The organism is Brachybacterium endophyticum (genome assembly GCF_003130585.1).
GTDB classification, from domain to species: Bacteria; Actinomycetota; Actinomycetes; order Actinomycetales; family Dermabacteraceae; genus Brachybacterium; species Brachybacterium endophyticum.
On record NZ_QFKX01000003.1, the window covers coordinates 314,858 to 332,387 of the forward strand.

Below are 17,530 nucleotides of genomic sequence, written 5' to 3' on the forward strand. Positions count from 1 at the left end.
CGGGCGCGGCGGTGGAGGAGGCGGACGGGGGAGGGACGGACCGTGCGACCGCGGGCGGTCGGTCCGCCCCTCACAGCCCGTCGACGATCTCGGCGGTGGCCTTCAACCAGGCCTCGCGGGTGCGGCGGTGGATGCGGCTGATGTCCAGCGGCGCCCCGTCGACGAACTGCTCCTCGTAGGGGACCTCGACGACCGCGCGCGTGTGCGCACCGAAGTGCTGGTGCAGGACGGAGCGCAGGGAGGGATCCATCGTCTTGCGCGAGGAGTGGGACAGGATCGTCACGGCGTGGTCGACCTGCTCGGCCAGGCCGGTGGCCCGCAGCTCGTCGATCATCCAGGCGGCGGCGTTGAACGTGTCCTCGCGCAGCGTCGAGATGATGACCAGCTGGTCGGCCGAGCGCACGCTGGCCAGCCAGTTCGAGGCGCGCACATTGTTGCCGGTGTCGATGACCTTGATCCGGTAGAAGCGAGAGAGGGCCTCGTCGAGGTCGCGGAAGGCGACGTCGTCGATGAGGGCCGAGGAGCCGGGATCCTCGTCCGAGGCGAGGATGTCGAAGCGGGCGGCTTCCTGCCGACGCACGTACGGGTCCAGCGCGGAGGCCGTGGTGTGGGCGCTGCGCAGCGAGTCCAGGTCGTGCAGCAGGTCGATCGCCGTGCGCTCGTGCTCCGTCGGGGCGGCACGCCACCCCAGGGTCCCGCGGGTTTCGTTGTTGTCCCAGGCCAGCACGTCCCCGCCGCGAGCGAGCCCCAGGGTGCTGGCGATCATCAGGGACGCGGTGGTCTTGTGGGCACCGCCCTTGAGGTTGACGACGGCGATGTTCTTCGGGGAGTCGAGCCGGCGGGCGATCCGCGCGATCTGGGCGCGCTCCTCCTGCTCGGCGCGACCGGGCCTCGGGCTGATCCGACCGCCCGTCAGGCGCGTGAGCGCGCCCTGCCAGCCGCGGGTGGCCGGAGCCTCGGCGGGAGTCCGGCCGTTGGCCTGCAGGTCCTGAAGGGTGGGCCTCTGCCCGCCACCGGCGGCGGGGGATCCGCCGGGGCCGACGGGCGCCTGCCCGAACGGGGTCTGCGCGGCGGGCACCTGCCCGTCGGGTCCCTGTCCGGTGGGAGCCTGGGTGGCCGGCGCAGCCTGCGCATGGTCCTCCGGGGCAGGCGCCGGCGTCTGGGCGGGAGCGATCCCGGCGGTCTGCGCCGCGAGCGTCGCGGCGGTCGGCTGCGCGGCCGAGGCTTGGCGCGATGCGGCATCATCGCTCGGCTGCGGCTGTGACTGCAGCTCCGGGGTGTTCGCCGGAGTGGCCTCGGGCGCGGAAACGGGTGCCTCCGAGGCCTCGGGCGCCGGTGCCGGGGTCGGGGAGAACGCGGCCGCGCGGCGGCCGTGCCCCGGGCGAGCGGGTCGGGCGGGCTGTTCGACCGGCGCCGCCACGGGAGGCTCCGTGTCCTCGTGGGAGGGGGCATCGGGGGCCTGGGGCGTGTCTGCATCCTCGGTGTCGAGCAGGCGCGGCGGCACCCATCCCGGCCCACTGGTCTCGCTCGACGGCGTGGCCGGTGATGCCGGCGCGGAGTCCTCGGCGGGCACGGGGGCGAAGTCCACGCGGTCGCTGGTCGCGTCCCGCCGGACGGGCCTGACGATCGTGGCCTCGAGGTCGTCGGCGCTCTCATCCTCGTCGGCAGGGCCCGCGGCGTCCGCGGCGTCCGCAGGGTCCGCAGGGTCCGAGCCGTCCGCGACAGGAGCGGCGGCGGTGGTCGCCTGCCCGGCGGAGGGAGCGGTCTCCTCATCGACCTCGTTCTCGCCGGTCGCGGCCGACGTATCGGAGTCGGGGCCGAAGACCGGGCGGTCGTCGGCCGGTCGCGAGGTGATCCGCCCGCTCGGCTCCACCCGCAGGTGGTGGCGGGCGTCGGCCTCGATGATCACGACGTCCTGGGCGGTCCCGGCCCGCCGAGCCATGTCGATGAACAGGCGCTTGACGTCCGCACGCACCTCGGAGATCTGCTCCGCGCGGATGTCGACCGTGTCATCGGCCAGATGGACCGTCGCCGCCCTGTCGGAGGTGATGCGCGCCTGCGCGATCATGGTGGGTTCTCCCTCGCTGCCGGATGGACGCCCCCGCGCTGTCCACGGGATGCGGACCCACTGTACGAGACGCCTTCGTGCCTGCGTCCCCCGTGGCCGGATCATGCCTGGTGGGCGCTAGGTCATGGGTCAGCAAAACCCTGCACAGCATTGGATGATCGCGTTTACATCGGCGACCGCAGGCCCGTAGCATCTTCTGCGGACGTCGCCTCCTCGATCCCCCTCGCGGGAGGTGACGCAGGGGCCCGCGAACAGTTCCCCCCGACTGCAGCGGCCCCGTCTCTGCCGGTCGTCCGCACCCACCACCACTGAGGGACGGCAGGCATCGCGAACGGCCCGTGAGCCCCGACAGTGCGTCGATGTGAGCTCCGGGCCGTTCGCTCGTCCTCAGTCGAGGATCGCGACGTCGCTTCCGGTGTCCAGGCGGTAGCCGGCGCCGCGCACGGTCGAGATCAGGCGGCGGTAGCGGCCAAGCTTCGCGCGGACCCGGCGCACGTGCACGTCGACCGTGCGCTCACCGGTCTCCTCGGAGGCGTCGGCCCACACCGACTCCATGAGCTCGTCCCGGCCGACGATGCGGCGGGAGTTTCGGGCCAGATGGGCCAGCAGCTCGAACTCCTTGTAGGTGAGGTCCGCGTCCTCGCCGTCGATGCGCACCCGGCGCCCGAACAGGTCGATCACGAGGGACGTGTCCGCCCCGGTGATCGGGGCGACGTCAGGGCTGACCGCGGTGGCGCGCAGAAGGCGGCGGCGTGCGGCCTCCGCGTCCCGTCGTGCCGGGGAGTTCTGCGAGACCACGCCGCTGCGGCGCGTGCTCGTGGGCTGGGCCGCCTCGCCCTCCTGGGTGCGCGGGGGCAGGGCCCGCAGCGTCGGCGCGGAGCTCGCGCCGGTGCTGGGGGAGAAGGGACGCGGGGAGCGGACGTCCACGCTCGCCGCGGCCCGGCGACCGGCCGTCAGGCGGCGGGCGTTGGCCCGCAGGGCGTCGGCGATCTGGGCGGCCTCGACGTCCGGGGTGCCGGCGGGGAGGCTGACCGTGAGGGTCAGGGTGACCTCGTCGGTCTCGGGTGCCGCGGCCGGCGCCGCAGCCGAGGGGCCGGCGTGCGAGGGGGCGCGGAAGCCGGGGCGTCCGGCGCGCTGGGTGCGAGAGGTGCGGGCGCTGCGATCGAGGGTCAGCGGGCGATCGGCGGGGCGCTCGGTCTGGGTGACAGGACTGTTCAGGGTGATGGTCATGATGCGTTCTCCGGGTTCGTGCACCGTGGGTGCAACGGGTGGGGACCCGGGATCCCAGATATGGATCGACGCGTGTGGTTCGCGGATCGCTGGGCTGTGCTCCCGGCCGGCACCTGGAGCCCGCGCCTTCCGGCCGGCTCCTGTCAGCCGACCCCGGAGGTTCTTCGAGCGCTCAGAGGCTCGGCTGACGGTGCATCATGCACATGCACATCATCATCGAACGCATCATCGAGCGGGCCGCCGTCGTGGCGACCTCTCGGCTCGGAGCGTTCGTGAACATGGTGACCATCATGCACGAGGGCCGCTCGGACCCTCAAGCGGGTGTTCGCATCCTGGGACGTCGGTGGTCAGCGGCGAGGGGAGCGCTCAGCGAGCACCGGGCTCCCGCCGCGGTCGCAGCCCGCGGGCCCTCAGTCGACGACGCCGAAGAGGCGGTCGCCCGCGTCGCCGAGGCCCGGGACGATGTAGCCCTTCTCGTTGAGCTTCTCGTCGATCGCCGCGGTGACGACGGTGAGGTCGATCGCCGGATCGATCGCCTCGTCGAGGGTCTTCAGGCCCTCGGGCGCGCACAGCAGCGTCACGCAGGTGATGTCCTTCGCGCCGCGCTCGTGCAGGTAGTTCACGGAGTCGATGAGGGTGTGGCCGGTCGCGAGCATCGGGTCGAGCACGAAGCACTGGCGATCGGTCAGGTCGTCGGGCAGGCGGTTCGCGTAGGTGGTGACCTCGAGCGTCTCGTCGTTGCGCACCATGCCCAGGAAGCCGACCTCGGCGGTGGGCAGCAGCCGCGTCATGCCGTCGAGCATGCCCAGGCCGGCGCGCAGGATCGGCACGACCATGGGCTTGGGGTCGGTCAGCCGGGTGCCCGTCATCGAGGAGACCGGGGTCTCGATCTCCACGGGCGCCACGGCGACGTTGCGGGTCGCCTCGTAGGCCAGCAGGGTCACCAGCTCGTCGGCGAGCAGGCGGAACACCGAGGAGCGCGTCTCCGCCCGACGAAGAACCGTGAGCTTGTGGGCGACGAGGGGGTGATCGATCTCGAGAACGCGCATGGGGGCGAATCTACCGGACACGTGGTGTGAGGACGCCGGGTCCGAAGCGTGCGTGAGAGGTCACCGATACCGGAGGTCCGCGCTGCCGGTGCTCGGCGAGCGAGAATGACCGCGTGAACGACATCCCTGCGACCCCTGAGCCGACCTCGGCCGCCTCCGCCGACGGGCCCCTGTCCGACGACGCGGTGATGGGGCTCGCCCTCGAGCAGGCCCGAGCTGCCGCCGCGCGCGAGCCCGCCGACGTCCCCATCGGCGCCGTGGTGCTGGACGCGAACGGCAGGGTCCTCGCCTCCGCCGGCAACCGCCGCGAGGCCGACGAGGACCCGACCGCGCACGCCGAGATCCTCGCTCTGCGTGAGGCGGCCCGCGCCACCGGTCGCTGGAACCTCTCCGGATGCACCCTCGCCGTCACGCTCGAGCCCTGCACGATGTGCGCCGGGGCGATCGTGCTCGCCCGCATCGCCCGCGTCGTCGTCGGGGCTCCGGATCCGAAGGCAGGTGCCGCCGGGTCCCTCTACGACCTCGTGCGCGAGCCGCGGCTGAACCACCGCGCCCAGCTCACCACGGGAGTGCGGGAGCTGGAGTGCGGGGACCTGCTGCGGAGCTTCTTCCGGGCGCGACGGGGCCTGTGACCGCTGAGGTGCGCGCCACACGCCGACCGTCCGCGCGGTGAGACCGGCCACTCGCTGACCCGGTCAGATGGCCGTACGTGAACGCAGGGGTCGAAAGGTGCGCTAGGGGAGTGCTCTACTTCTGCCTGTGATCACTCTCGAAGACCTCACCAAGGTCTTCCCCGCGCCGGGCGGGGGAGACCCCGTCGTCGCGCTCGACGGCATCGACCTCGAGGTCGGAGCCGGACAGATCCATGGGATCGTCGGCCGCTCCGGCGCCGGGAAGTCCACGCTCATCCGCTGCCTGACGGGCCTCGAGAAGCCCACTCGCGGCAGCGTGAAGATCGACGGCACCGACATCGCCGCGCTCGACGGGCCGGAGCTGCGTGCCGCCCGCCGCGAGATCGGCATGGTGTTCCAGCACGCGAACCTGCTGGACTCGCGCACTGCCGCCCGCAACATCGGCCACCCCCTCGAGATCGCCGGCATCGGCCGCGAGAAGCGCGCCGCGCGCGTCAGCGAGCTGGTGGACCTCGTGGGCCTCGGCGGCCGCGAGCACAACCACCCCGCGCAGCTCTCGGGCGGGCAGATCCAGCGCGTGGGCATCGCCCGCGGCCTCGCCGCCGAGCCCAAGGTGCTGCTGTGCGACGAGCCCACCAGCGCGCTCGACCCTGCGACCACCCGCCAGATCCTCGCGCTGATCCGCGACCTGCGGGACCGTCTGGGCATCACCGTCCTGATGATCACCCACGAGATGAGCGTGGTGCGCGAGATCTGCGACTCGGTGACCCTGCTCGAGGACGGCCGTGTCGTCCAGAGCGGTGCGCTCGCCGACGTCGCCTCGGACCCGCACGGTCCGCTCAGCAGTGAGCTGATCCCGCTGCCGCCCGCCCCGACCGGCATCAGCGCCCGCGTCGTGGACTGCGACTACGGCGCCGACCCCGAGAACCCTCGCGCGGTCGCCACCAGCGAGGAGCTGGTGCGGATCGCGGAGGGCTACGGAGCCCGTGCGCAGATCGTCGCCGGCACCATCGAGACCATCGCCGGACGCCAGGTGGGTCGCGTGCAGCTCGCGCTGCGCAACGAGGACGACACCCCGATCACCGAGAAGGGTCTCGCCGAGTACCTGCGTGACCTCGAGTCCCGCGGCGTCGTCGCGAAGGAGGCGGCCTCATGAGCGAGTGGCTGAGCAACCCCGTCTTCACGACCTGGGACCCCAACACCTCCCTGTGGTCGAACACGCTGATCACCCTGTACATGACCGTCGGCACGATGGTGTTCGCGGCCCTGATCGGGATCCCGCTGGGGGTGCTGCTGTTCGAGACCGACCGGGCCTCCGGCGGCTCCGCCCGCTGGGTGAACCGGATCGTCGGCTTCATCGTGAACGTCGGCCGGTCCTTCCCGTTCATCATCCTGATCATCGCCCTGATCCCGGTCACCAGGATCGTGGTGGGGCGCGTGACCGGCCCGAACGCGGCGATGTTCGCGCTCGTGGTCTCCGCGATCCCGTTCCTCGCGCGCCTGATCGAGATCAACCTGCGCGAGATCCCGGCGGGCAAGATCGAGGCCGTGCAGATGATGGGCGCGAGCCGCTCGCAGGTGATCCGCCAGGTGCTGTTCCCCGAGGCGCTGCCTGGGATCATCGGCTCCCTGACCACCACCACGATCGCCGTCATCGGCTACACCGCGATGGCCGGCGCCGTGGGCGGCAAGGGTCTGGGCGACCTCGCCAACCGCATGGGCTATCAGAGCTACGACAACGTGGTGATGGTCGCGACCGTGCTCGTCCTCGTCGTCATCGTGATCCTCGTCCAGGCGCTCGGGTCCGTTCTCGCGCGCACGGTCGACCACCGCGCCCGCAACGCCTGACCTGGTCGCCCGACCGGCTTCCCTGACCGACCCCAGCTCACTCCCCGCCCCATCCCGTCTGAGGAGACACCCATGTCGAACCTGACCCGCCGTTCCCTGTTCGCCTCCGGCGCCGGCGTCGCCGCTCTCTCGGTCACCGGCTGCGGCCTGATCGGGGGCGCTTCCGACGGGCCCCAGGAGAAGAAGGGTGTCACCGAGATCAAGATCGGTGCCTCGCCGAAGCCGCACGCCGAGATCCTGCAGTTCGTACAGGACAAGCTCGCCAAGGATGCCGGCCTGTCCCTGAAGATCACGACGTACACCGATTACCAGATCCCGAACCAGGCGCTCAGCGACGGCGACATCGACGCGAACTACTACCAGAACCAGCCGTTCCTGGACGAGCAGGAGAAGAAGAAGGGCTACGACTTCTTCGCCTTCAAGGGCGTGCACATCGAGCCGCTGGGCCTGTACTCCGAGAAGATCACCAAGCTCGATGAGCTCAAGGACGGCGACGAGATCGCGATCGCCAACGACCCGACCAACCGCGGTCGCGGACTGGGCCTGCTCGCCGAGGCCGGGCTGATCACGCTGAAGAAGGGCGTCGAGGTCACCAGCGCCACCACCGGTGACGTCGACGAGAACCCGCAGAAGCTGAAGTTCACCGAGGTCGAGTCCGCCCAGATCCCGCGTTCGCTCGGCGACTTTGCCGCGGGGGTCGTGAACGGCAACTATGCGATCGACGCGGGTCTGAAGCCCTCGAAGGACGCGATCGTCCTCGAGAAGAGCGACGCGAAGAACCCTTACGCGAACTTCGTCGTGGCGCGCACCGAGGAGAAGGACAACGCCGGGCTGAAGAAGCTCGACGAGCTCCTGCACTCCGACAAGGTCAAGGACTTCATCACCCGCACCTACACCGACGGTTCGGTGATCCCGGCCTTCTGAGCCGGGGCGACCCCGCCTCGCAGCACGCGCCGGCCGCGCCGCCTGTCGCCGGGCGGCGCGGCCGGAGTCGTTCCGGCGCAGTCCCTCAGATCGTCGTGGGGGCCCCGACCTGGTCGAGCAGCCAGGCGAGCTCGTCGGCGCGCTGCTGCCACTTCGCGTAGCGCCCGGAGCGTCCGCCGTGGCCGGCGACCATCTCGCAGCGGAACACGATCGGCCGCTCCGCCTGGTCGTTCGTGACCGTCTCGCGCAGGCGCGCCACCCACTTCGCGGGCTCGACGAAGAACACCCGGGTGTCGTTCAGCGAGGTCGAGGCGAAGATCGCCGGGTACTCGACCTCCCGCACGTTCTCGTACGGGCTGTAGGACTTCATGTACGCGTAGACCTCGGGATCGTGCAGGGGGTCGCCCCATTCCTCCCACTCGCCGACGGTGAGCGGCAGCGAGGGATCCAGGATCGTGGTCAGTGCGTCCACGAACGGCACCCCGGCGATGATCGCGCGGAAGCGCTCGGGTGCGAGGTTCGCGATCGCGCCCATCAGCAGACCGCCCGCACTGCGCCCTTCCGCCGCGAGCCTGCCCGGCGCGACCCAGCCGCTCTGCTCCAGGTGCTCCGCGCAGTCCACGAAGTCGGTGAAGGTGTTGCGCTTCTCGAGCAACTTCCCGTGCTCGTACCAGGGTCGACCCATCTCGCCGCCACCACGCACGTGCGCGATCGCGACCACGATGCCGCGATCCAGCAGCGACAGCCGCGTGGGCACGAACGAGGGATCCATCGTCGCCTCGTAGGAGCCGTAGCCGTAGAGGTAGCCGGGGTTCGCGCCGTCGGCCGAGATCTCCTTCCGCGCGGCCAGCGAGATCGGCACCTCGGTCCCGTCGGCCGCCCGGGCCCACAGTCGCTTCTCGACGTACAGCTCCGGGTCGAAGCCGGGTGCGGGGGTGCGTCGCAGGATCGTGCGCGCACGGGTCGCGAGGTCGACCTGCGCGATGGTCGCGGGCGTCAGCAGACTGGTCAGCAGGTAGCGCAGGACGGTCTGCTCGAAGTCGGGATTGGTCTGCACGAAGACGGTGTCGAGCTCACCGCCGTGGGTGACGTCCCAGACTGCAGCGACGTCCCATGCCGCGGCCGCCTGCCGCGCCTCCAGCGGACGGTTGGCGGCAGGGGAGCGGCGCGGGATCACCCGCACCGCGGCGAGGCCCGCGCTGCGCAGCTCGAGGGCCACGTGACCGGCGAAGGCCTCCGCCGATTCGAGGCGCTCACCGTCGGCGGCCTCGAGGAGCCTGGTCCAGGTGCCGGGCTCGGCGAGCGCGGCGGTCGCGAGCGCGAAGCCCTCCACCCCGTCGTTGTGGACCACCAGCAGATGGTCGCCCGCGTGCTCGAGCGTGTACTCGACGCCCTGACGACGGCCGCCCGCGGCGCGCGGCGCGGAGGTCGGATCCGTGAGGTCCAGCAGCCAGCCCTCGCTCGTGGAGGTCGAGTCGGACTGGAGGATCAGCGTGGAGGCATCGCGCGAGACCTCGAAGCCGATCATGAACCGCTCGTCGCTCTCCTCGAGAACGAGCACGTCCTCGCTCGCGTCACCGCCCAGACGGTGTCGCCAGATCTGGTGCTGGCGCCAGGCCTCGTCCACGCGTGCGTAGAAGAGCCACTGCTCGTCGGCCGAGAACGCGAGTCCGTAGCCGGCACCGCGCACCGCCTCGTCGAGGACCTCCCCGCTGTTCAGATCGGTGACGACGACGTCGAAACGCTCGTCGCCGCGCACGTCGGTGCTGTAGGCCAGCAGGTCGCCGCCGGGGGAGGGATGGAAGCCGCCCAGGGAGAAGAACTCCTGGTCGGCGCCGAGGGCCTGGACGTCCAGGATCACCTGCTCACCGGGGAGGAGCGTGCCGGGCTCGACCGCCGGCACCCCGCCCTCGCCGCGCGGGAGCTCGCTGCTCTCCCGCACCCGGGTGTGGCGGGGATAGTCCTCGCCCTCCGTGGTGCGGGTGATGTACCACCAGTCGCCGCGGCGCACGGGGACCGAGAGGTCGGTCTCCTGGGTGTGGCCCACGAACTCCTCGACCAGCTGCTCGCGCAGGGACGAGAGGTGCTGCGTGCGGGCGTCGGCATAGGCGTTCTCGGCTTCGAGGTGGGCGATGACCTCCGGGTCCTCCTTGTCGCGCAGCCACTCGTAGGGATCGGTGACGGTGTCGCCGTGGTGCGTGCGGTCCGTGGGCCGGTGATCGGGACGGGGCGGCTGCGGCAGGTCAGCGGGCTGGGGAAGGGAGGCATCGGTGCTCGTCACCGGGCGAGCGTATCGCCCGGTGAACTGCATCGCACGGCGACCGTGAGCGTTTGCCCGTCCCTCGCACCGATGCGTAGACTCATCCGCGGTAGCGTGTCCGAGCGGCCGAAGGTGCATCACTCGAAATGATGTGTGGTTAATAGCCACCGCGGGTTCAAATCCCGCCGCTACCGCCCTTGACCAGGGGTGCGTCCCTGGTCCGATCAGGCCCCTGCCGTGAGGCGGGGGCCTTTTTCGTGTCCGGGGCCGGGGCCGGGGCTGGGCGCCGTGGGCCGGGTTCCTGGTCGGCGCGGGTTGCCGGCCCTGCGCTGACCGAGACTGCCGGAGGCCGGGATCCGTGCTCGGGCCTCCGCGGGACGTATGGCGCACTCGTTGCCATATATGGCACACGATGCGCTGTGCGTCCCGTCGAAGCCCACGTACCTCCGGAATCGGTGCCACGTACCCCCGGAACCGGGCCCACGTACCTCCGGAATCGGTGCCAGGGACGTCCGCCATCGGAAGCCCCGGCCCTCCGGAATCGGGGCCCACGTCGCTACGGCATCGATCGAGGGCATGGGCTTGCTAGGTTGTGTGAATCGATACGGTCGATGGCTTCCCCGGCCGCCCCGCGCACGCACCGCCGCGTGCACCCTGACTCGACGAGGAGTCCCCATGCCCCCGCTGTCCGAGCATCCCCGGCCCCGACCGGCTACCTCGATCCGCCCGGCCGCCCCGACCCGTCCGGCCGCCCCAGCCCGTCCGACCTCCTTCTCCCGATCGGCATTCCTGCGCGCCTCCGCCTCGGCACTCGTGGTCCCCACGCTCGCCGCGCCGGCCGCCCACGCCGCCGGCCCCGACCTCGCGACCGCGAGCACTGGACCGACGCCCACCGGCCACGGCCACGGCGGCGACCCCCTCGAGGACGGCCTCGTCCACGGCTCCCACAGCTTACCCGGCAACGACGGCCGCGCCCACGAGGTCACCTGGGACGCGCGTTCCTTCCGGATCGACGGCGAACGCCTGCACCTGTATGCCGGCGAGATCCACCCCTGGCGGGTGCCCGCTCCGGCGCAGTGGCGCGAGCTGCTGCAGCTGATGCGGGCGACCGGCTTCAACGCGGTCTCCTTCTACTTCTTCTGGGGCCTGCACCAGACCGAGGAGGGCGGTCCCTTCGACTTCACGGGCATCAAGGACGTGGACCTGCTGCTGCGCATCGCCGAGCAGGAAGGCCTTTACGTCATCGCGCGTCCCGGCCCGTACGTGAACGCGGAGATCTCGATGGGTGGCCTGCCCGCCTATCTCACGAACCGGAAGGCCTCCCTGCGTTCGACCGACCCGGACAACCTCGCGGACTCGAAGGCCTGGTTGAGCGCGATCGGGGAGATCCTGACGAAGCACCAGGTGACCGAGGGCGGCGGCAGCGTGCTCATGTGGCAGATCGAGAACGAGCTGATCAGCGAGGAGGCCCAGCGATCGGAGTTCCTGCGCACTCTCGCCCAGCACGTCCGCTCGATCGGGGCGAGCGTCCCGCTGTTCCACAACGACTACAACCTGGGCGGACGCTTCCAGGATGCCGAGGTGCACGACCTCGACTTCTACGCCTACGACCACTACCCGCTGGGCTTCGACGCGGGCGGCGACCGTCAGCGGCTGGGGGAGGCCGAGGCCCAGTTCCGGGAGTTCGCGCCCGAGTCCCCGCACTTCATCACCGAGTCCCAGGGCGGGGCCTTCACCCCCTGGGGCGCCCCATTCGACGCCTCGCAGGCCTACGAGTTCACCGATCCCGCCTTCACCCGCCAATGGGGTGTGCGGAACCTCGGCAACGGCGTCACCGCCTTCAACTACTACATGGCTTTCGGCGGCACGAACTGGGGGTACACCGGCTCGCCGTCCTCGGGGTTCACGAGCTACGACTACGGCGCGGGCATCACCGAGGATCGCCTGGTCACCGGCAAACTGGCCGTCCAGAAGGAGCTCGCCGCCTTCCAGGACGCCCTCCCGCAGATCACCTCCATGGCACCGGCGAGCGCCCCGCTGCTGCGGGATGTCGACGGGGCCGACGTCCAGGCCTACCAGCGCATCGCCACCGACGACGAGAAGGCCGCGTCCGACGACGGTGCCTCGCGGCTGCTGGCCTTCCGCCTCGCCGACTCCAACGACGAGACCGACACCCGCTTCGCCGTGCGCCTGCTGCTCGGGGCGAAGGACACGGGCGGCGGCGCAGGGCAGGGTGACGGCGGCACAGGGCTGGGCGGCGACGCAGGGCAGGGCGGCGACGCAGGGCCGGGCGGCGGCGGCGCAGCGCAGGGTGACGCCCGTGGATCGTCGTCGGCCGAGGAGCCCGACGTCGACGACGGGGATGCGGCGATCCAGTACGAGGGTGACTGGGAGAGCACCCCGGACGAGACCGCCTTCGGCGGAACGGTGCACCGCACCGAGACCGCCGGCGCGACCGCGAGCTGGACCTTCACGGGGACCGGCGTCGACGTCATCACGGCGACGGGAACCGACCACGGCACGGCCGAGTGCCTGATCGACGGCGAGGTGGAGGGCACCTTCACCTCCCACGTGGCCTCCGATCAGAACAAGCCCACCCGGTTCGTCGCCCACCGGGTGCGCGACCTCGAGCACGGCGAGCACACGGTCACCGTGCGCGCCACCGGGAAGGCCGCGGAGGGCGGCACCGGCACCGTCGTCACCCTCGATGCCTTCGACGTGCCCGGCGACGCCGAGCAGGACCCCGACGCCCCGATCCCGGACGGCGTCACCGGTTGGGTGCGCGTGCCGCAGAAGCAGGACACGGCGCTGCACCTGCACGGTCGCGACGCCTTCGTGGTCACCGCCGACTGCCTGATCGGCGGCCATGCCCTGCTGTACTCGACCAGCCAGCTGTTCGGCCCGGCCCTGCCGCGCCGCGGCGGCATGCAGCAGATCCTCGTCGGCGCCGACGGCGACCCCGGCGAGATCGTGCTGCGCTACGACCGCGAGCCCCGCATCGACGCGCCTCGTCGGGGCGTCGAGAGCAGCTGGGACGAGACGTCCGGCCAGCTGCGTCTGAACGTCACCCATGGCGAGGAGCCCGTCGAGATCAGCCTGCGCGGCAGACCCCTCGGCGCCGACGGTACGGGCAGGCGCTCCACGCTGCACCTGCGGTTCCTCTCCCGTACGGCCGCCGCCCGCACCTGGATCCTGAGCGGCACGCCGGGCCGGTGGGTCGAGCCCACACCGGGCCACGAGGAGGCCCACGTGGTCGTCGAAGGCGCCGAGCACGCCCGCGCGGTCACCTTCGACGGCAGCACGGCGCGGATCACCGCCGGCGGTGCGGAGAGGACCTCGCTCCGGGTGGACGTCCCGGAGGGCGTGCGCCGCGTCGAGGTCGACGGCCATCGGGCCTCGGTGCACGAGGGCGTGGCGCAGGTGCACCTCCGCGCCCCGTGGAAGCTCGACGTGCCCGCACTGCGGTTCCGGGGCATCGACGAGGCCCCCGAGACCGCCGGGGACCTCGACGAGAGCGGCTGGACCCACGCCGACTCCACCACCGGCAGCACCGACCAGCAGGGGCCCGGGCGCGGCGGCATCGTGCTGGACTCCAACCACTACGGGATGTTCGAGGGGTCGGTCTGGTACCGCGCGCACTTCACCGCGACGGCGAAGCGCTCCCTGACCCTGCGCGCGAACGGCGGCACCGGCCAGCCCGCGACCGGCAAGGCCCCGGCCTTCGCGCAGGCGTGGGCGGGCGGGAAGAGCCTCGGCGCCTTCCCCGCCGACGGCCAGGACCACGAGCTGGCCATCCCGGCCGGCGCGCGCACGACGGGCAAGGAGGCGGTGCTCGCCGTGCTCGTGCACAACCTGGGCCAGAACCTTGACTGGAGCGACGACGGACTGTCCAAGCAGACCCGCGGTCTCTACGACGCGGTGCTCCCCGCCGACGGTGACGTGCGCTGGCTGATCCGCGGCGTCGCCGACCCCGCAGGGGCCGACGATCCGCTGCGCACGATGTACAACGTGGGCGGCCTGCACGGGGAGCGCGAGGGCTGGCACCTGCCGGAGTTCGCCGATCACCGCTGGAAGCGCGCGACGTCGATGGTCGCCGACGAGCCGGGCATCCGCTGGTACCGCGCGGATTTCCGCCTGCGCGTGCCCGAGCAGCAGGACGCCTCCTGGCGACTGGTGGTCCGCTCATCCCGTTTCGAGAGGGACCGCAGCGACCACAGTCAGGTCGTCCTCTACGTCAACGGGTGGCAGATTGGCATCTACATCGGGGACATCGGCCCACAGTCGGAGTTCACGATCCCCGCCGGCATCCTCGACCCCAGCGGCCGCAACCAGCTGGCCCTATGGGTCGCCGCGAAGGAGAAGGGCGCGGGCCCGGACCACGTCGAGCTGAAGCTCGTGGGCAACCGCACCGGAGGCATCGGGCACGCCGACCCGCTGGTGTGAGGGGGCGTGGCCGGGGCCCGGGCTGGGGCTGGGTCCGTAGCCGGTGCCGATGCCGGTGCCGGTGCCGGTGCCACTGCCAGTGCCGGGCCCGTGGCCGGGCCGGGTGCCGGGTCCGAGGCAGGGGTGCCGGACGCCGGGTGCCGGACGTCGGGTCGCGGAAGTCGGTCACCGAGCCCCGCCGAGCGTTCCCTTCGGACCCGGTCGGGCCTGGGAGGGACTAATAGCGCATCATCTGCCATATACGGCAGATGATGCGCTATTAGTCCCTCCGCGGCCCGGATCACCCTGGCGGGCAGGCCCTGCGGGCCCGGCTGGGCTTGGCTGGACCCGACAAGGCCCGACAAGGCCCGACACGACCCGGCCGGCCCGGGGTCGGCCCGGCGTGGCCCGGCCGGCCCGGGGTCGGCCCGGCGTGGCCCGGCCGGCCCGGGGCCGGTCCGACGCGGGCCCGACCATGCCCGGCGGCGCCGTGCAGGCCCGCCGCGAAGCCCGCGGGCACCGCTCAGATGAACTCGTACGGGTCGAACTCGTCGATCTCGATGACGCGCACGCGCGGCAGCGGGCTCGTGAAGGCGCCGGCGTCGAACTCGAGGTCGAGGATCTCCACCCGGGGGACCTGACGCAGGTCCGAGGCCATGAACTCGCGGAAGCCGACGACCGCGAGGCGGCGCTGCTCGTCCTCCGAGAGCCCGCGCATCTGCTCGACGAAGTCGCGGTCGTGGCTGACCAGGGCGACGTCGGCCGGTCGGTCCTGCAGGGCGGTGAGGGTGCGCTGGATCGCGATGTCCACGACCTTGCCGTCGCCGCGCAGCGGGATCGGCGTGTAGCCCATGGCCAGCAGTGCCTGGACGAAGGAGGCCGGCAGGTCGCTCGAGACGGCCAGGAAGAACAGCCCGTGCGTCGGCTCGCCCCAGTGCTCCTGGATGAAGGAGAGCAGGGTGTTCCAGCGCGGACGCTCCTCCGGGTGCGGGCGCCTGCCCAGGACCGACAGGCCCAGGGTGGCGTCGATGTTCTCGCCGTCGACGAGGAGGTACGAGCTGCGATCTGCCATGGAGGGAGCCTATCTGCCGACGGGGTGCCCCGCTCACGCCCGCGCCTCGGCCCGCCCGTCCACCCCGCCCCTCTGACCCTCCCCGTCCGCGCCTCGCATGCCCCCTCCCACCCCTCATCCGCTGTGGAGGACGGGCACGTAGGATGGCCAGGTCAGCGTGCCCGACCGCGGCAGGCTGAGGGCGGGGCGCCGGCCCCGTGCCTCGCCGCAGCGGTCCGCGCCCCAGCTTCTTCATGTCAGGGAGACCGAGATGTCCCAGTACACAGGTGTGGCGGTCAGCCCCGGCCGCGTCGTCGGCACGGTGCGCACGATGGCGCCGCCGGTCGCGGAGCCGCCGGTCGGCGAGAAGCTGCCCGATGGGACGGATCCGCAGGCCGAGTCCTCGCGCATCGCCGTCGCCGCGGAGGTCGTGCAGAAGGCGCTGACCCACCGTGCGGAGAACACCGAGGGCGACGGCAAGGCCGTGCTGGAGGCGACCGCACAGATGGCCGCCGACCCCTCGCTCACCCAGACCGCCCAGGGCTTCGTGCTGGCCGGCAACGCCTCCGCGGAGCGGGCCGTGTGGGAGGCCGGCGACCAGGTCGCCTCGATGCTCGAGGGCCTCGGCGGCTACATGGCCGAGCGCGCGGCCGACGTCAAGGACGTGCGCGGGCGGATCGTCGCCGAGCTGCGCGGCGAGCAGGCCCCCGGCATCCCGGACCTCGACGAGCCCTTCGTGCTGACCGCGACGGACCTCGCCCCGGCCGACACCGCGACACTGGACCCCTCGGTCGTGATCGCGCTGGTCACCTCCGACGGCGGCCCGCAGTCGCACACCGCGATCCTGGCCCGCCAGCTGGGCCTGCCGGCGATCGTCGCCGCCAAGGGCATCCACGACCTGGCCGGCGGCACCGAGGTGTTCGTCGACGCCGGCTTCGGCACCATCACCGACGACGTCACCGACGAGCACCGCCGCTTCGCCGAGGCCTGGAGCGAGCTGCAGCGCAATCCGCTGACCTACGAGGGCGGCGGCGTCGAGCTCACCGATGGCACGCGCATGCAGCTGCTCGCCAACATCGGCGGCGCCAAGGACGCGAAGGCGGCGGCCGAGGCACATGCCGACGGCGTGGGACTGTTCCGCACCGAGTTCCTGTTCCTGGACCGGGAGGACGAGCCGAGCGTCGAGGAGCAGACGGCCGCCTACCTCGAGGCCTTCGAGTCCTTCCCGGGCAAGAAGGTCGTGGTGCGCACGATCGACGCCGGCGCCGACAAGCCCCTGCCCTTCCTCACGGACTCCGAGGAGCCGAACCCGGCGCTGGGCGTGCGCGCCTATCGCACCTCTTGGGAGAAGCGTTCGGTGCTGACCAACCAGCTCGATGCGATCGCCGCTGCCGCGAAGGCCAGCGAGGCGAAGGCCTGGGTGATGGCCCCGATGATCTCGACCACCGAGGACACCGAGGACTTCGTCGCCCTGTGCCGCGAGCGGGACCTCGCGCCTGCCGGCATCATGGTCGAGACGCCCTCGGCGGCCGTCACCGCCGACCGTCAGCTCGCCGCCTGCGACTTCGCCTCGATCGGCACCAACGACCTCACCCAGTACACGATGGCCGCCGATCGCATGCTCGGCACCCTCGCCCACCTCAACAACCCGTGGCAGCCCGCGGTGCTCTCGCTGGTGAAGGCGACCTGCGAGGGTGCCCGCACGGCCGGCGGCGACCCCGACGGCTTCGGGGAGAGCGCGAACAAGCCCGTGGGCGTGTGCGGCGAGGCCGCCGGCGACCCGGGCCTCGCGGTCGTGCTCGTCGGGCTGGGCGTCAACAGCCTCTCGATGACGCCGCGCTCCCTGCCGGCCGTCGCCAAGGTGCTCTCCACGGTCTCCCTGGACCAGGCGAAGCAGCTCGCGGCCGCGGCCGTCTCGGCCCCCACGGCCGACAAGGCCCGTGACGCGGTGCGCGCTGGCCTCCCGATCCTCGGCGAGATCGGGCTCTGAGCCGACCCTCCCGGTCACCAGCACGCGGGCTCCGGCACCCACGATCATCGTGAGCG

11 protein-coding genes and 1 tRNA gene are annotated in these 17,530 nt (G+C 72.0%); 7 read left to right on the forward strand and 5 right to left on the reverse strand.

Annotation, left to right across the window (positions count from 1 at the left end; all coding sequences use genetic code 11):
* Nucleotides 1–70: 70 nt before the first annotated feature.
* The 3 genes from DEO23_RS10240 to upp form a co-directional block, all read right to left on the reverse strand.
* Nucleotides 71–2,068 (reverse strand): chromosome partitioning protein, encoded by a 1,998-nt coding sequence (locus DEO23_RS10240; RefSeq protein WP_109275914.1) that lies wholly within the window; start codon nt 2,066–2,068, stop codon nt 71–73.
* Between the two features lie 387 nt (nt 2,069–2,455).
* Nucleotides 2,456–3,298 (reverse strand): winged helix-turn-helix domain-containing protein, encoded by an 843-nt coding sequence (locus DEO23_RS10245; RefSeq protein WP_109275915.1) that lies wholly within the window; start codon nt 3,296–3,298, stop codon nt 2,456–2,458.
* Between the two features lie 410 nt (nt 3,299–3,708).
* The gene (gene upp / locus DEO23_RS10250; protein WP_109275916.1) at nt 3,709–4,347 is read right to left on the reverse strand and encodes a uracil phosphoribosyltransferase; all 639 of its coding nucleotides are present in this window, start codon (nt 4,345–4,347) and stop codon (nt 3,709–3,711) included.
* Between the two features lie 188 nt (nt 4,348–4,535).
* On the opposite strand from upp, the gene DEO23_RS10255 reads away from it, so the two are divergent.
* From DEO23_RS10255 to DEO23_RS10270, 4 genes are all read left to right on the forward strand, one after another.
* Entirely contained in the window at nt 4,536–4,979 is a 444-nt protein-coding gene (locus DEO23_RS10255; protein ID WP_109275991.1) for a nucleoside deaminase, read from the forward strand.
* Between the two features lie 127 nt (nt 4,980–5,106).
* Nucleotides 5,107–6,135: a methionine ABC transporter ATP-binding protein gene (locus DEO23_RS10260; protein ID WP_109275917.1), complete on the forward strand. Its 1,029-nt coding sequence runs from the start codon at nt 5,107–5,109 to the stop codon at nt 6,133–6,135.
* Nucleotides 6,132–6,827: a methionine ABC transporter permease gene (locus DEO23_RS10265; protein WP_109275918.1), complete on the forward strand. Its 696-nt coding sequence runs from the start codon at nt 6,132–6,134 to the stop codon at nt 6,825–6,827. Before DEO23_RS10260 ends, DEO23_RS10265 begins: the two co-directional genes overlap by 4 nt.
* A 72-nt stretch (nt 6,828–6,899) precedes the next feature.
* Complete coding sequence (locus DEO23_RS10270; protein WP_109275919.1) at nt 6,900–7,751, forward strand: MetQ/NlpA family ABC transporter substrate-binding protein; 852 nt, start codon at nt 6,900–6,902, stop codon at nt 7,749–7,751.
* 85 nt (nt 7,752–7,836) lie between these two features.
* On the opposite strand, the gene DEO23_RS10275 is transcribed toward DEO23_RS10270, so the two are convergent.
* Nucleotides 7,837–10,032 carry a S9 family peptidase gene (locus tag DEO23_RS10275; RefSeq protein WP_240613344.1) on the reverse strand — a complete coding sequence of 732 codons (2,196 nt, stop codon included), beginning with the start codon at nt 10,030–10,032 and terminating at the stop codon, nt 7,837–7,839.
* Nucleotides 10,033–10,119: 87 nt separating this feature from the next.
* Here DEO23_RS10275 and DEO23_RS10280 point away from each other — a divergent pair.
* Both DEO23_RS10280 and DEO23_RS10285 read left to right on the forward strand, forming a co-directional pair.
* Nucleotides 10,120–10,205: transfer RNA gene (locus tag DEO23_RS10280), tRNA-Ser, on the forward strand.
* A 481-nt stretch (nt 10,206–10,686) separates the two neighbouring features.
* Nucleotides 10,687–14,454 (forward strand): beta-galactosidase, encoded by a 3,768-nt coding sequence (locus DEO23_RS10285; protein ID WP_109275921.1) that lies wholly within the window; start codon nt 10,687–10,689, stop codon nt 14,452–14,454.
* 502 nt (nt 14,455–14,956) lie between these two features.
* Here the strand turns inward: DEO23_RS10285 and DEO23_RS10295 are convergent.
* Nucleotides 14,957–15,505, reverse strand: coding sequence for an NYN domain-containing protein (locus tag DEO23_RS10295; RefSeq protein ID WP_109275923.1), 549 nt, complete (start codon nt 15,503–15,505; stop codon nt 14,957–14,959).
* A gap of 250 nt (nt 15,506–15,755) precedes the next feature.
* Here DEO23_RS10295 and ptsP point away from each other — a divergent pair, with 250 nt between their 5' ends.
* Entirely contained in the window at nt 15,756–17,474 is a 1,719-nt protein-coding gene (ptsP, locus tag DEO23_RS10300; protein ID WP_109275924.1) for a phosphoenolpyruvate--protein phosphotransferase, read from the forward strand.
* Nucleotides 17,475–17,530 lie beyond the last annotated feature (56 nt).

What these genes read in the sequence shown, in the direction of transcription:
- DEO23_RS10255 (WP_109275991.1), top strand. Translation starts at nt 4,536, where the DNA reads ATGGGGCTCGCCCTCGAGCAGGCCCGAGCTGCCGCCGCGCGCGAGCCC.
- DEO23_RS10285 (WP_109275921.1), top strand. Translation starts at nt 10,687, where the DNA reads ATGCCCCCGCTGTCCGAGCATCCCCGGCCCCGACCGGCTACCTCGATC.
- ptsP (WP_109275924.1), top strand. Translation starts at nt 15,756, where the DNA reads ATGTCCCAGTACACAGGTGTGGCGGTCAGCCCCGGCCGCGTCGTCGGC.
- upp (WP_109275916.1), bottom strand. Translation starts at nt 4,347, where the DNA reads ATGCGCGTTCTCGAGATCGATCACCCCCTCGTCGCCCACAAGCTCACG.
- DEO23_RS10270 (WP_109275919.1), top strand. Translation starts at nt 6,900, where the DNA reads ATGTCGAACCTGACCCGCCGTTCCCTGTTCGCCTCCGGCGCCGGCGTC.
- DEO23_RS10295 (WP_109275923.1), bottom strand. Translation starts at nt 15,505, where the DNA reads ATGGCAGATCGCAGCTCGTACCTCCTCGTCGACGGCGAGAACATCGAC.
- DEO23_RS10240 (WP_109275914.1), bottom strand. Translation starts at nt 2,068, where the DNA reads ATGATCGCGCAGGCGCGCATCACCTCCGACAGGGCGGCGACGGTCCAT.
- DEO23_RS10265 (WP_109275918.1), top strand. Translation starts at nt 6,132, where the DNA reads ATGAGCGAGTGGCTGAGCAACCCCGTCTTCACGACCTGGGACCCCAAC.
- DEO23_RS10245 (WP_109275915.1), bottom strand. Translation starts at nt 3,298, where the DNA reads ATGACCATCACCCTGAACAGTCCTGTCACCCAGACCGAGCGCCCCGCC.